The sequence below is a fragment of the Bradyrhizobium sp. LHD-71 genome (assembly GCF_031157255.1).
Taxonomy (GTDB): domain Bacteria; phylum Pseudomonadota; class Alphaproteobacteria; order Rhizobiales; family Xanthobacteraceae; genus P52-10.
Genome location: NZ_JAVIFX010000031.1, coordinates 46,879 through 60,980, shown reverse-complemented (window position 1 = coordinate 60,980; position 14,102 = coordinate 46,879). Strand labels below are relative to the sequence as shown.

11 protein-coding genes are annotated in these 14,102 nt (G+C 62.5%); 1 reads left to right on the top strand and 10 read right to left on the bottom strand.

Translation table 11 applies throughout. From position 1 onward, the window contains the following. Positions 1-50 precede the first annotated feature (50 nt). The 5 genes from RCO31_RS28205 to RCO31_RS28185 form a co-directional block, all read right to left on the bottom strand. Positions 51-944 carry an ABC transporter permease gene (locus RCO31_RS28205; RefSeq protein ID WP_308971692.1) on the bottom strand — a complete coding sequence of 298 codons (894 nt, stop codon included), beginning with the start codon at positions 942-944 and terminating at the stop codon, positions 51-53. Between the two features lie 5 nt (positions 945-949). Then, positions 950-1,891, bottom strand: a complete 942-nt coding sequence (locus RCO31_RS28200) for an ABC transporter permease (protein ID WP_308971691.1) — start codon at positions 1,889-1,891, stop codon at positions 950-952. Positions 1,892-1,897: 6 nt separating this feature from the next. Continuing rightward, positions 1,898-3,409 carry an ABC transporter substrate-binding protein gene (locus RCO31_RS28195; protein WP_308971690.1) on the bottom strand — a complete coding sequence of 504 codons (1,512 nt, stop codon included), beginning with the start codon at positions 3,407-3,409 and terminating at the stop codon, positions 1,898-1,900. Positions 3,410-3,590: 181 nt separating this feature from the next. Then, a complete protein-coding gene (locus RCO31_RS28190) occupies positions 3,591-4,301 on the bottom strand; it encodes a DUF1028 domain-containing protein (protein ID WP_308971689.1) in 711 nt (236 codons plus the stop codon). Between the two features lie 5 nt (positions 4,302-4,306). Next, a complete protein-coding gene (locus RCO31_RS28185) occupies positions 4,307-6,103 on the bottom strand; it encodes a gamma-glutamyltransferase family protein (protein WP_308971688.1) in 1,797 nt (598 codons plus the stop codon). 275 nt (positions 6,104-6,378) lie between these two features. Between RCO31_RS28185 and RCO31_RS28180 the strand changes: the two genes are divergently transcribed. Beyond that, positions 6,379-8,274 carry a DEAD/DEAH box helicase gene (locus tag RCO31_RS28180; RefSeq protein WP_308971687.1) on the top strand — a complete coding sequence of 632 codons (1,896 nt, stop codon included), beginning with the start codon at positions 6,379-6,381 and terminating at the stop codon, positions 8,272-8,274. A gap of 391 nt (positions 8,275-8,665) precedes the next feature. On the opposite strand, the gene RCO31_RS28175 is transcribed toward RCO31_RS28180, so the two are convergent. The 5 genes from RCO31_RS28175 to RCO31_RS28155 are packed head-to-tail and all read right to left on the bottom strand — an operon-like array spanning position 8,666 to position 13,946. Then, positions 8,666-10,189, bottom strand: coding sequence for an ABC transporter substrate-binding protein (locus tag RCO31_RS28175; protein WP_308971686.1), 1,524 nt, complete (start codon positions 10,187-10,189; stop codon positions 8,666-8,668). Further along, entirely contained in the window at positions 10,176-11,180 is a 1,005-nt protein-coding gene (locus RCO31_RS28170) for an oligopeptide/dipeptide ABC transporter ATP-binding protein (RefSeq protein ID WP_308971685.1), read from the bottom strand. The genes RCO31_RS28175 and RCO31_RS28170 overlap by 14 nt, the downstream gene beginning before the upstream one ends. Further along, a complete protein-coding gene (locus tag RCO31_RS28165) occupies positions 11,177-12,163 on the bottom strand; it encodes an ABC transporter ATP-binding protein (protein ID WP_308971684.1) in 987 nt (328 codons plus the stop codon). Before RCO31_RS28165 ends, RCO31_RS28170 begins: the two co-directional genes overlap by 4 nt. Next, a complete protein-coding gene (locus RCO31_RS28160; protein WP_308971683.1) occupies positions 12,160-13,032 on the bottom strand; it encodes an ABC transporter permease in 873 nt (290 codons plus the stop codon). The genes RCO31_RS28165 and RCO31_RS28160 overlap by 4 nt, the downstream gene beginning before the upstream one ends. Then, positions 13,029-13,946: an ABC transporter permease gene (locus RCO31_RS28155; protein ID WP_308971682.1), complete on the bottom strand. Its 918-nt coding sequence runs from the start codon at positions 13,944-13,946 to the stop codon at positions 13,029-13,031. Before RCO31_RS28155 ends, RCO31_RS28160 begins: the two co-directional genes overlap by 4 nt. Positions 13,947-14,102: the final 156 nt, after the last annotated feature.

Sequence of the window (14,102 nt, the reverse complement as noted above, 5' to 3'; positions counted from 1 at the left end):
TAGCGCGATTGGCCGCGCCAGTCATACGGGGAGCGTGTCGCAAGGAGGCGCTACTGTTCCCGCGGATCGAGCGCATCGCGCAATCCGTCGCCGAGCAGGTTGAATGACATTACCATGAGGAAAATCGACAGTCCTGGCCAGAATGCCATCCACGGCGCACTGACGAGGAAGCGCTGGGCGGCGTTCAACATGCTCCCCCACGACGGCGCCGGCGGTTGCTGGCCGAGTCCCAGGAACGACAGCGAGGCTTCGGCGATGATCGCCGCAGCGATCGACAGCGTGATCTGCACCAGCAGCGCCGGAACGACGTTTGGCAGCACGTGACGCAGCGCGATGCGCAGCGAGGAATTGCCGATCGCTTCGGCGGCCTCGATGTAATTCTCGACCCTGACGTTGATCGTCTGTCCGCGCGTCAGACGAATGAAGATCGGTGTTGCAGTGACGCCGATCGCGATCATGGCGTTGGTCAGGCTAGGGCCGAGGAACGCCGCGAGCGCGATGGCCAAAATCAGTGCAGGACAGGCCAGCATCGCATCCGTGATCCGGCTGATCAGCGCATCGATGAAGCCGCCGCTATAGCCGGCAAGCAGCCCGAGCGGGACGCCAACCGCAATCGCGATCGAGACCGAGATCACCCCGGCCAGGAGCGAGGCGCGTGTTCCGAAGATCACCCTGGAGAGGATGTCGCGGCCGAGGTCGTCGGTGCCGAACCAGTGCGCGGCGGACGGAGCCTTCCGCACCGCCGACCAGCTCGTGGCGACGGGGTCGTAAGGCGCAATGAAGGGCGCGAGCAGGGCCAGTGCGATAAAGGCGACGATGATGGCAAGCCCGATTACCGCGCTCGGACGCTCGAACAGGTTCTGCAGCGCGCGGCCGGCAGGTGTCTCCAGCCAGCTGACGGGCTTTGTGGCGATTGTAGTCGTTTGCAGCGTGGCTTCCGTCATGCCGCTTAACTCCGGAGCCGCGGATTGACGAGCACGTAGAGAACATCGGCAATGAGATTGAGGGTAATATAAGTCGTTGCGGTGACGAGAACGACGCCCTGGACCACCGCATAGTCGCGATTGAACACGGCATCGACGATCAGCTTGCCGAAGCCCGGAATGGAGAAGATCTGTTCGGTGAGCACGGCGCCGGACAGGAGCGTGCCGAGCTCCAGCGCGCCGAGCGTGATGACCGGCGTCAGGGCATTACGCAGGGCATGTTCGATAATGACCTTGCGCTCGCTCGCGCCCTTGGCCCGCGCTGTGCGGATGTAATCGCTCTCCATCACCTCCAGCATCGCGCTGCGCGTATGGCGCATGAAGATCGCAGCGATCGCGTTGCCGAGAACGAACGCGGGCAGGATGGTCGAGGCGAGGCTCGCCTGCCAGTCTTCGCGCGGGCTTACATAGCCCGAAGCCGGCAGCCAGCCGAGCTGGATCGAGAAGAGGAAGATCAGCATGATGCCAAGCCAGAAGTTCGGCGTGGAGATGCCCCACAGGGCGAAGGCGTTGGCACCGTAGTCCCATGCGGTGCCTTTCTTGACCGCCGAGATGACGCCGGCCGGGATGCCGATCGCAAGCGCGATCAGCATCGCCATCGCGGCGAGCTGAAGGGTCACCGGCAGCTTGGCCTTGACGAGTTCCAGCACTGGCACCTTGATCCGCAGCGACTCCCCAAGATCGCCGGACAGCACGCCCTTGATCCAATAGAGGTATTGCACCGGCAGCGGCTGGTCGAAGCGATACTCCTGCCGGATGCGGGCGATGATCTCGGGATCGCGCTCCTCGCCAGCCATGACCAGCGCCGGATCGCCCGGTAGCAGCTGTTGCAACGAAAAGATCAGGACCGACACGAAGAAGAGCGTCGGCACGAGTTGCACGATGCGCCTGCCGAGGAAGTTCAGCATTGCCGTTTACTTCAGCTTCAATCCGATCACGCGCACGAGGCCATCCGGCATCTGCTTGTAACCCTCGAGCTTGGCGGTATGCGCGATCAGAACGCGGCGATGGTAGAGATAGACGATCGGCTCATCGGCAAGAATGATGCCTGCGAGTTTCTCGTAGACCGCGCTGCGCTTGGCCATATCGCTGGTCGCGCGGCCCTCGTCGAGCAGCTTGTCGGCGTCGGCGTTCGAATAGCCGGCGTTGTTCTGCGGCGCTTTGGTCCTCATGAAGATGTAGGCGTTTCCGTCCGGATCGGTGCGTCCGCTCCAGGCGAGCAGAAAGGCCTGGTATTCACCGGCCTCAGCCTGCTTCAGCGAAGTGGCGAACTCCGTCACCCGGATCTTCATGTCGAAGCCGGTTTCAGCGGTCATCGACTGGATCACCTGCGCGATCGCTTCGGTCTCGGCGCCCTTCGGTACCATGAAGTCGACGGCGATCGGCGTGGTGACGCCGGCTTCTTTCAAGAGCGCCTTGGCCTTCGCCACGTCTCGCCCCTTCACCGGATATTTCTTCTGGTAATAAGGATGCTCAGGGTTGACCCACTGGTTGCCGGGAACGAACTCACCGTTGAACACGACCTGATTGAGCGCCGCGCGGTCGATCGAGAGATCAAACGCCTGCCGCACCTTTGCGGACTGGCTCAAAGCTCCCTTCGCCTTGTCCTGGCCAACGTTCAGCGTCACGCCTTGATAGCCAAGCTCAAGCGCGGTCGACAGTTTCAGGCGGCTGTCGGCGCGCACGTCCTTGATGTCGGTCGCAAGCAGTCGCTCGATCAGATCCAGGCCGCCCGATTTCAGGTTGGCAAGGCGGACGGTGGCATCGACGATCGGCAGGTAGACGATCTTGTCGATCGTCACGTTGTCCTTGTTCCAATACATGTCCGACTTCTCGAACACGATGCGGTCCTGCGGTACGCGCTCGACGAACTTGTACGGGCCGACACAAACCGGTTTCAGTCCGAACTTGTCGCCAGCCTCCTTCGCGGCTTTTGGTGAAACCATCATGCCGGACCGGTCAGTGAGCTGCGAAATCAGGGGCGAGAAGGGGGCTTTGAGAACCAGCTTGATGGTTAAAGGATCGACGACGTCGACACGCTCGAGCGCCGCCAGTTCCGGCTTGCGAAATGAGGTCGGCAGCGTCACGTGCCGGTCGAGCGAGAACTTTGCCGCCTCCGCGTCGAATGGCTCGCCGTCATTGAACCGGACATTCGGACGCAGCTTGATCGTGACTTCCTTGCCGTCATCCGATGTGGTGTGGGACAGGGCCAGTTGCGGCACGACGTTCAGCTTTTCGTCGATATCGAACAGCTTGTCGCAGAACGAGGCAAAGACGATGCGGCCGACATAGGTGCGGCCGAGGCTGGGATCGAGGATGTCGGGATCCTCGGCGAGGCCGATGCGAAGGGTGGTTTGCGCCGCAGCGCTGGAGGCGGAGACGAGGACGAGCGCGGCCGCCATGCGGGCCACAGTTCGGATATTCATCGGGCGTTTCCTTCAGCTCGTGAGGCGCGGGCACATTCTGTTCTCACAAACACCGCCCGACAACTGATCTTCCGTCGAAGCTTGTGTGCAGCGCAAATGACGATGCAATGCGCGGCAAATGCGAGCCATGGATTGGGCATCGCGCCGCGATCCCGGGCAGCACGCCGACCCAGGAGCGCGCTCACATCTTCGCGGAGCGCCCGCGTGCGATTCCCGCCTCGATGATCTGCCGATCGGTGACGCCGGTCGGGTCCGTATGATCGGGAAGGAACTGACGGAAATGCACCCAGTGCTTGCGGCTGACCTCTTCCAGCCGCTCGAGCTCGCTCAAAGGATCGGGGTGATCGTCGACACGCAGGTCGAGATCTGACCATTGCTCCTGGCCGTGGATCAGCAGCGCTGCCGATTGCCTGCCGCGCCTGTCGCCGCCCGCGGCTTCGCCCGCCTGCATTGCCGCAATCAGCCGCCGGGGCAGGGGAAGGGAGCCACCCTTGATAAATGCTTTGGCAGTCTCTTCGATCACCTGTGGACCTGCGAGTATATTGCCGGCGATTGAAAAGCCGTCGCCCTGCAGGTGCCCGCACCAGTCGAGGCAGGCGCTGCCCGTGTGGGCTGTGATCCTGCCGGCCGCGTCGATCATGTGAACCTGCCGGTGGTCGCGGCCCGCGTCGTCCGCCGTCAGACGCGCGATGACCGCATCAGGTGCCTGTCCCTCGCTCAGGTATCTCAGGCCGTTGACGCCATAGAACGGATTGAGCAGGGCCTGCGTGGCGACAGCGCCGACCCCCGCTGAAATGAACGGCACACGCGAACCGACTGCAAGGAACTGGGTGGCAACAGCGATCGCAAGCTCTCCGGTCGAAGCATCGCGTGCGATGATGGACCAGGTCATGTGTCCTACCGTCCTGCTGCGTAACCCTGCATGCCGCGCGGATTGGCGGCCGCGCGTCGGCGCTGTCCGCTGCGTGATGCTGCGGTCAGACGACCTTCCGACCAGTCGGGACCGACTTCGACGATGTGACCGCGGCGCGTGAGCTCGTCGACCGTTGCCTTCGGTACGCGATTTTCCACCACCAACACGCCCGGCCGCGAAGTGCGCGGCCAGAATGAGATCGGGAAATGCTCCGAATGCCAGGCCGGCGCGTCGATCGCTTCCTGCAGGTTCATGCCGGCGTGAACGTGCCGCAGGAAGAATTGCGTGATCCACTGGTCCTGCTGATCGCCGCCGGGCGAGCCCCAGGCGAGATACGGTTCGCCGTCGCGCAATGCCATCGTCGGGCTGAGTGTCGTGCGTGGTCGGCGGCCCGGTGCGAGCGCAGCAGGGTGGCCTTCTTGAAGCCAGAACATCTGCGCGCGGCTGCCGAGGCAGAAGCCGATCTCCGGGATCACCGGTGAGGATTGCAACCAGCCTCCGGAGGGCGTCGCCGAGATCATGTTGCCGGCCTGATCGATGATGTCGAAGTGCACCGTGTCGCCACGGACATTCCCCATGCGGCCGACGGTCGGCTCACCCGCGCCCATCCCGCCGACTGCGTGACGCGGGCCTTCCTCGCGCTTCAGCTTGACGACTGCGCCGAAACCCTCCACCGATCCCGGTCGGTAGTCCAGCGATGCTTTATCTGTAACGAGCTTGCGCCGCGTTGCGTTGTAGCTGTCGGACAACAGGACATCGATCGGCACATCCACAAACTCAGGATCGCCATAGAAGGTGTCGCGGTCGGCGAATGCGAGCTTTGCGCACTCGATCTGCAGGTGGATGAAATCCGGCCCTGCGGGATCGAGGCCGTCGAGGTCGAATCCCTTCAGCAGCGCAAGTTGCTGCAGCATCACCGGGCCCTGGCTCCAGACGCCCGCCTTCTGAACCTCATAATTGCCGTAGCGGTAGGTCAGCGGCGCTTCGACATGCGCCTGCCATGCGGCCATGTCGCTGCCCGTCAACACGCCGCGATGCGGCCTGCCGGAAACGTCCATCACCTCCTGGGTGCGGCAGAACCGGTCGATGGCGTCGGCGACAAAGCCCTGACTCCAGACTTTCCGTGCCCGTTCGATCTGGGCGATGCGGTCGCTGCCAGCGTCCTCGGCTTCTTTGAGGATCCGGCCGTACGTCGCAGCGAGCTTCGGGTTGGTGAACAGCTCGCCGGGCTGTGGCAGCCTGCCGTCCGGCAGGTACACCGCCGCCGACGTGGGCCAGTGCTCGCGGAACAGCTGCTCGACGGTGGCGATCGTCGCGGTGATCCGTTCGACCAGCGGGTAGCCGTTTCGCGCGTAGCCGATCGCGGGCTCCAGCACGTCGCGCAAGGTGAGCGTGCCGTAGTCCCGCAACAGCAGCATCCACGCGTCGAATGTTCCCGGCACGCAGGCCGCCAGCAGGCCGGTGCCTGGAACCATATCGAGGCCTTCTTTTGCGTAGTGGGCGATGGTGGCGCCCGCGGGCGCCGGCCCCTGTCCGCAAATGACTTCGCTCGCGCCGCGTCTCACGTCATGGACGATGATCGGCACGTCGCCGCCCGGTCCGTTCAGGTGCGGCTCGACGACCTGTAGCGTAAATGCGGTGGCGACGCCCGCGTCGAATGCGTTGCCACCCTTTTCCAGCGTGGCCATGCCGACGGCGGTCGCGATCCAGTGGGTTGAAGTGACGACGCCAAAGGTGCCGTCGATCTCCGGGCGGGTGGTGAAGGCAGGGATTTTAGCCATTTGAACCGTTCTGAAACAGAATGTGTACCGACTTCAGCACACCTTGCCCGGAGCGCCAAGATGGTACTCGCGTTGAAAGCGCTGATGACGCCGTCCTCGAAGAGGCCCGGAAAGTTCGCAACAAACCATTGGCTCTTGCCGACGTTTTGCTCTACACCGCCTGTCTCACCGAACCAGTCGACGCATGATGGCAGCGCAAGGCCTTTGAGGCGTTGCGGGCTTTTGGTTGAGCAGTCTCCATACCAGCGCGATCTTGATCGCCGTTCAGGACATTCGTGACATTCGTATCCACAAGCCGACCGCTTTCGCGCGCTCTCGCTGAGCGCAACTACAATGAGCCGACACCGGTGCAGACTGCAGTCCTCGCCGACGAGGCTGCGGATCGCGACCTTTTGGTCTCGGCACAAACCGGTTCGGGAAAAACTGTCGCGTTTGGCCTTGCGATTGCGAACAACATTCTGGGTGATGCTGATCATTTCGACGAGGCGCATGCGCCGCTTGCCTTGGTCGTTGCGCCGACGCGTGAACTCGCGCTGCAGGTTCATCGCGAACTGACGTGGTTGTATCGACATGCTGGCGCGCGTGTCGTGTCCTGCGTCGGCGGCATGGATCCGCGTCAGGAGCAGCGCGATCTTGCAAGTGGCGCGCATATCGTGGTCGGAACGCCGGGGCGGCTGTGCGATCATTTGCGCCGCGGTCGGCTCGACGTTTCGCATGTAAAGGCCGTCGTGCTTGATGAGGCGGATGAAATGCTCGACATGGGCTTCCGCGAAGACATGGAATTCATTCTGGAGACGACACCGGATGGACGCCGGACCGTGCTGTTCTCGGCGACACTGCCGCGCGGCATCATTGCCTTGGCCAGGCAATATCAGCACGATGCCTTCCGGATCGAAGTTACGGGAGGCGAAGGCGGGCACGCCGACATCGAGTACCGCGCGATACGTATCCTTTCGCACGAGCTCGATCACGCGGTCGTCAACGTGCTTCGGTTTTTCGAATCTCCGAGCGCCATTGTCTTTTGCAACACACGCAACGCGGTTCGCCATCTCCAGGCAATGCTCCTGGAGCGCGGCTTTTCCGTCGTCGCACTATCGGGTGAATTGACGCAGAACGAGCGAACGCTGGCGATGCAGTCCCTCAGGGATGGTCGCGCCCGGGTCTGCGTCGCGACCGACGTGGCGGCCAGAGGGATTGATCTGCCGAGCCTCGGACTTGTTATTCACGCCGACCTGCCATCTGACCCGGAAGTTCTGCAGCACCGTTCGGGCCGCACCGGCCGCGCCGGCCGCAAGGGCGTGAGTGTTTTGCTTGTGCAGTCGGCGCGCAGGCGGCGTGCCGAATCGTTGCTGAGTATGGCCGGTATCGATGCTGTCTGGGGAGCGGCGCCGACCGCGGACGACATCCGCAAGCTGGACCAGCAACGTATGTTGCAGGAAGACCTTTTTAGCGGCGAGCCCAATGAGGGCGATCTGACCTTGGCCCGCGCGTTGCTGGCTGAACGGTCGCCCGAGGAAATCGCCATGGCTCTGGCGCGGCTCTACAGCTCCCGCCTCCCGTCGCCGGAAGATGTTGTCGATCCCGGCGAGGGCGGTGGACGGCCGAACGCTGGTGATCGAGAGTCCTGGCAGCGCGGCTGGCGTGGCCGGGAGGCTCTCAGCGACGGGCGGCCGTTGCGACAAAGGTCAAAATCGCGGGATGGCATCGGCGAAGGCGCCGTGTGGTTCAGCGCTGCCATCGGTCGCCGGAAGAATGCGGAAGCGCGTTGGCTGCTGCCGATGATTTGCCGCCGCGGTGGCATCGACAAACACCAGATCGGGGCCATCCGGATTTTCGATACGACGACCGAGTTCGAGATTTCGGCCGACGTGGCCGAGTCATTTGCCGGAATGATCCGGCGACCGGACAGGGAGGACAATATCCGGATCGAGGCCTTGTCGGGTGCTCCCCATGCGGGGCCGCGCGAGCAAACGCCTCGGGCGCGGGGCCACGCAAAAAAGCATCCGCGCAAGCCTGCCGAGAGGGGAACATCGTCGGACAACCGTCCGCGTCTCACGGATAAGGAGCATTACGCCGGCAAGGTCAAAGGTCGCGATGGTTACCAGAAGCAAAAGAGATCGAAATCCGGCAATCACAAGCCATTCAACAAAAGGTCTGCTGGTTCACGGTAGAGGGATCTACGACATCCGTCCGAGCCCAATGCGAAAAATTTGTAAACCATCGAATACGGGTACTTTTGATTCACCAGTGTTCTTAAGGCGTTTCAGTCAGGTGACATGTGATGGTCTGGAGATCGGACACCAAGATCTGATTAGGGAAGCGTAACAGCGTTGGGTCGGGCCTAAGGGCCTGACCCAAACTTTCTCGATCCGTTCGCTAGTGTCGTGGATCAGAAATTCGCATCATCGTTGCTGCGAGTCCATCGTGCGAATTTCCGATCCATAAACGACACTAGAATCATAAACTTGCTAGTGTCCTGATCGAATCCGAAGTTCGCTCTGAGCTCGCTGCAACGTATGGCGAACTTCGGATTCGGGACACTAGCGCCGCGGCGGCTATGCCTCAATTCCACTTGGCCAGGAAAAATCGCGGCAGTTCGTCCGGATAGGGCTTGAAGCTGAGCGTCTTCGAGAAGCCGTATGTGGTGACGTAAGTCGGCATCGGCATCCAGTACGCCTGTTCGGTGACGCGCTTGATCGCCTTCGCGTAGGCCTTCTTGCGCGCGGCCGGATCGTTGGTCGAGCCGCCTTCCTGCACCAGCTTTATCAGCTCAGGATCGCGCGAATAGTCTTCGTTGCCGCCGGCGAAGTAGTTGGGCAGGATTGCCGACACGTCGTTCACCGAGTAGCTGCCCCAGCTTGCGAAATAGAGCGGGTTCTCACCCTTCTGCGCGCGCTGGATGGCGGCGGCGACCTGCAACTGCGAGATCTTGGCCTTGATGCCGACGGCCTGCAGGTAGCTCTGCGCTGACGCCGCCCATTGCGGGAGCACGTACGTCACCAGTTCGACCTCGAAGCCATTCGGGAAGCCGGCCTCCGCCAGCAGCGCCTTGGCCTTCGCCGGATTGTAGTCGTACTTGACGGCGGCTTCGCCGTCGCAGCCGAACTGTGTCGGGAAGCAGGGCGCCAACGGCACGCGGCTGCCGCCGGTCACGAGCTTGTCGGCAATCGCCTGCCGGTCGATCGCATGCCAGATCGCCTGACGGACCTTCAGGTTTGTGAGCGGGTTCTCAGGCCCCGTCCGTCCGGCCGCATCCATCGACAAATAGCCGATGCGCATCGATTCCTGCCGAACAGCCTGCAGGAACGGGACCTTGTTGACGTTGTCGAACTGATCGGGATTGAGATTCCAGATCCAATCCGCCCGTTGCGAGAGCAACTCGGTGAGTTCCGTGGCGGCGTCCGTGACGAAGCGAACGACCAGCTTCTTGATTGCGGGCTTTCCCTTCGGGCTGTCGTAATAGCCGTCAAACCGCTCGAACTCGACGGAAGCAGAGGATTCGAGCTTGGTGATCTTGTACGGGCCGGCGCCGACCGGCGCCTTGGCGTAGCCTTCGGGGCCGACCTTCTCGCGATAGGCCTTCGGATAGATGTGAACGACCAGCGCGAAGAATTCGAGGGCAGCGGGGGTCGGGCGCTTGAGCTTGACGCGGACGGAATAGTCGCCGGTCTTCTCGGCCTTCTCGATCCAGTTGTAGTTCGATGGCGTCGAGACCTTGCTGTCCGGGCTCGAGACGAGATTGATCGTGTAGACGACATCGTCGGCGCTGAACGGGCTGCCATCATGAAACTTGACGCCTTGTCGCAGCGTGAAATCCAGCGTGGTGTCGTCGACGAGCTTCCATTCGGTCGCGAGCAACGGCTTCAAGTCGAAGGTCTCCGGGTCGCGATACACCAGCGTATCCCACGCCGTGTGCGCCAGTATCAGGCCCGTACGCTGGCTGTTGTAGTAGGGGTCGACGTTCGGCACAGCGTCACGAAAGACGATCCGCAACGTATCCGATGATTTCTGCGCGGACGCGGGTCCGGCTTGGGCCACCAGTGCGAATGCCAGAGCAATTGCGGCTGCGAAGTTAACCCTGCGCATACTGACCTCCAACGAGTTGAAACGGATTGTCCTGGTTCGCAAGGTGGCATTCGACCATCTCGTCGGGCGCCGCAAGGTCCGGCTTCGGCGGCTCGCGTTGACATCGTTCGACCGCCATGCGGCAGCGCGGATGGAAGCGGCAGCCTGCCGGAATGCGGGATGGGTCAGGGACGGCATCGCCAAGGCCGACATCCGGGATCCCGAGATCGGGTTCCGGTGTGAGAACGCTGTCGAGCAGCGCGCGCGTGTAAGGGTGGCGGGGCGAGCGAAACAGTACGTCGGTCTCGTTCATTTCAACGATGCGGCCGAGATACATCACGGCAACTGTGCTCGCGACATGCTCGATGACGGCAAGGTTGTGACTGATGAAGATGTAGGTGAGATTGAACTCGCGCCGCAGCTCGGCAAGCAGATTGAGGATCTGGGCCTGCACGGAGACGTCCAACGCGCTGGTTGGCTCGTCGCAAACGACCACCTTCGGCTTGATGATAAGGGCGCGCGCAATCGCTACGCGTTGGCGCTGTCCGCCCGAGAGCTCTGCCGGCAGCCGCGTGGCCATCGCCCGGGCGATGCCAACGCGATCGAGAATCTCGTTGGTCAGCCGGGTAATCTCGGGCGCTTCGAAAGAGCCTTGCGCGACCAGCGGCAGCGAAACGATCTCCTGGATCGTCTGACGCGGATTGAGGGAGGAGAAGGGGTCCTGAAACACCGGTTGGATCAGCCTCGCGCGAGCCTTGCGGTCGAGCGCCGCCAGGCGCTGGCCGTAAACGAGCGCGTCGCCGGACGTCGGCGCAAGCAGACCGAGGATCAATCGCGCGAGTGTCGATTTTCCGCACCCCGATTCTCCGACGATGCCAAGCACACGTCCCGCAGGCACCGAAAATGAGACGCCATCGACCGCCACGACGTGGCGTGCCGCGGCGAACATGCCGCCGCTGACGCGGAACTCCTGGCGAACGTCGCGAACCTCGATGGCAGCCGGACTATTCAAGCGCGTGCAAGCTCCTTCTGTCGCGTCGGCGTCAGCCGGCAGAGATAGTTGTGATCGGCGGTGGCGGTCTGTGTGTTGATCGTCCCGGCACAATCGGCGTCGGCGAATGCGCAGCGCGAGCGGAAGGCGCAGCCGCTGAAGCCGACGGACACCTGCGGGACCACGCCCGGTATGCTGCCAAGCGGTTTGTCGCGCTGCGACTTGCCAGGCACCGGAATGCAGGACAGGAGCCCGCGCGTGTAAGGATGCTGAGGGTCGGCGAACAGCTGTCGAGCGGTCGTATGTTCAACGACCTCGCCGGCATACATGACCGAGACGCTGTCGGCGACGCGGGCGACCACGCCGAGGTCGTGCGTGATGAGAAGAATCGAGAGGCCGAACTCGTCCTTAAGCTCGTTCAGGAGACGGAGGATCTGAGCTTGTACGGTCACATCCAGGGCCGTTGTCGGCTCGTCGGCGATCAGCAGTTCAGGCTCGCACATCAGCGCCATCGCAATCATCACGCGCTGGCGCAATCCGCCCGAGAGCTGATGCGGAAACTGGCCGAGCCGCATCTCCGGTGCAGTGATGCCGACGCGTCCCATCAGTTTGACGGCGCGCGCTGTGGCATCGCGTTGCGACGCGCGTTTATGACGGCGGTAGGATTCGGTCAGTTGGGAGCCGATGGTATAGGCGGGGTTCAGGCTGGTCATCGGCTCCTGGAAGATCATGGCCATCCGGTTGCCGCGGAGCTGCGCCATCCTCTTTTCCGGCATCGCCAGCAGATCCTCGCCGGCGAACGAAAGCCGCTTCGCCGTACGCTTTGCGGCGCTCACCAGCAGGTTCATCACCGCAAGCGCACTGACCGACTTGCCGCAACCGGATTCGCCGACCACGCAATGCGTCTCACCGCGGCCGATGCGGAACGAGGCGTTGCGAACCGCGGCCATGCGTTCATTGAACGTGACTGAAAGGTCTTCGATCTCCAGCAGCGGCGCGCTCATCGCGGTCGCTCCGCACCAAGCAGGCTTCGCAGTCCGTCGCCAACGAAGTTCACACCCATGACGAAGATGAACAGGGTGACGCCGGGGATCATGATGACCCACGAAGAAAAGAACATGTAGTCCTTGCCTTCGGCGATCATCAAACCCCATGACGGCAACGGCGCGGGCACTCCGAGACCGAGAAACGAGAGCGTTGCCTCGAAGAGGATCGCCAGCGCGATCTCCAGCGTTGCGACCACGGCAAGATGCGAGGCAATGTTCGGCAGGATCTCGCGGAACAGCAACCGTGGCGTCGAGGCGCCGGCGCACATGGCGGCGTTCATATAGTCAAGGCTGCGAACCTGCATAGTCGTCGAGCGGGCGACCACGGCAAACCGGTCCCACAACAAAAGACCCAGTGTGCAGATGACCAGCGTCAGGCTCGACCCTAGCAGGCCGACCACGGCAAGCGCGACGAGCACCACAGGAATCGACAAGCGGCAGGTGATGAGAAACAGCACCACGTCGTCGACGATCCCGCCGAAGTATCCGCCAAGAATGCCGAGGGTGGTACCGATCAGCCCCGATACGATCATCGTCGTGATGCCGATCAAAAGCGAGATACGCGCGCCGTAGACGAGCCGTGCAAGGTAGTCACGGCCGAGCTGATCGGTTCCAAGCAGGTGGTCCGGCTGGCTTCCTTCCATCCAGAATGGCGGCACCAGGCGATTGTTGAGGTTCTGCGCAAATGGGTCGTGCGGAACGAGCGCGTTGCCGACCACGGCGGCGAGCACGACCACAGAACAAATCGCCACTCCGATCCAGAAACCGACGTTGCCGACGCGGAATGTCCTGACTCTGACCGGCGGCAGGCTGATGGCAATGCTCATGTGGACCTGATCCTCGGGTCGAGCAGTGCGTTGAGGATGTCAGAGAGCATCGTCAGGCAGATGTAGATGGTGGCGAGCACCAGAACCACGGCCTGAACGACCGGGAAGTCGTTCTTGGCGATGCTTTCCCAGGCGAGAAAGCCGACTCCGTGCAGGGCAAACACGGTTTCAACCACGATCGAGCCGCCGAGCATGAAACCAAGTTGCACCGCAGCGATCGAGACGACGGGAATGGCGGCGTTACGAAGTGCGTGCTTGAAGATGATGCTGCGGCGCGTCAGGCCCTTCGCGCGTGCCGTGCGGATGTAATCCGAAGCGATGGCCTCGATCATTCCCGAACGCGTCAGTCGTGTCAGGGCCGGTGTTGCCGTCATCGCCAGAACGATGCCCGGCATCACGAAGTGCTGCCACGATCCGGTTCCCGAGATTGGCAACCAGCCCAGCGTCAGCCCAAAGGTGATCATGAGGATGAGCCCGAACCAGAAGCTCGGTGTTGCCTGGCCGATCATGGTGACCACAGTCACTGCGCGATCGACCCAGGTGCCTTCGCGCATCGCTGCCAGAGTGCCGAGCGGGATTGAGACCAGCAGCGCCAGTCCCAAGCCGACAAGACCGAGCGTCATGGTGATCGGCATCCGAGCCGCAATGAGGTTCGAGACACTGTCCTTGAAGAAGTAGCTGTTGCCGAGGTCCCCCACCAGCGCGCGGCTGATCCAGCTCGCAAACTGGATGTAAAGCGGCTGATCCAGGCCGTAGGCCTTGCGAATGATTTCGATGTCCTCTTGCGTGGCGCCAGGGCCGGCGATCGAAATCGCAAGGTCGCCCGACAGTCTGGTCAGCATGAAGGCAAGCGTCATCACCGTGAGCGCAACGAGCAGACCGAGAGCGGCACGACGCAGAATGAAGCGGACCATCGCCGGCGGCATTCCCCAGGTGACGATCGCTTGATCGTGTCACCAAGCGCGCGGGCTTGCAACAGCGAGAATGGGCGAGTTTGCCGACTGATACGGCAGCGCTTGACCGTTTTCACGGCAACCGCCGCTTGGCTAGTCTTGCAGGCTTGGTCTTGC

Coding starts and splice junctions, on each gene's coding strand:
- RCO31_RS28175 (WP_308971686.1), bottom strand. CDS start 10,189: ATGCGCAGGGTTAACTTCGCAGCCGCAATTGCTCTGGCATTCGCACTG.
- RCO31_RS28195 (WP_308971690.1), bottom strand. CDS start 3,409: ATGAATATCCGAACTGTGGCCCGCATGGCGGCCGCGCTCGTCCTCGTC.
- RCO31_RS28160 (WP_308971683.1), bottom strand. CDS start 13,032: ATGAGCATTGCCATCAGCCTGCCGCCGGTCAGAGTCAGGACATTCCGC.
- RCO31_RS28200 (WP_308971691.1), bottom strand. CDS start 1,891: ATGCTGAACTTCCTCGGCAGGCGCATCGTGCAACTCGTGCCGACGCTC.
- RCO31_RS28165 (WP_308971684.1), bottom strand. CDS start 12,163: ATGAGCGCGCCGCTGCTGGAGATCGAAGACCTTTCAGTCACGTTCAAT.
- RCO31_RS28205 (WP_308971692.1), bottom strand. CDS start 944: ATGACGGAAGCCACGCTGCAAACGACTACAATCGCCACAAAGCCCGTC.
- RCO31_RS28155 (WP_308971682.1), bottom strand. CDS start 13,946: ATGGTCCGCTTCATTCTGCGTCGTGCCGCTCTCGGTCTGCTCGTTGCG.
- RCO31_RS28185 (WP_308971688.1), bottom strand. CDS start 6,103: ATGGCTAAAATCCCTGCCTTCACCACCCGCCCGGAGATCGACGGCACC.
- RCO31_RS28190 (WP_308971689.1), bottom strand. CDS start 4,301: ATGACCTGGTCCATCATCGCACGCGATGCTTCGACCGGAGAGCTTGCG.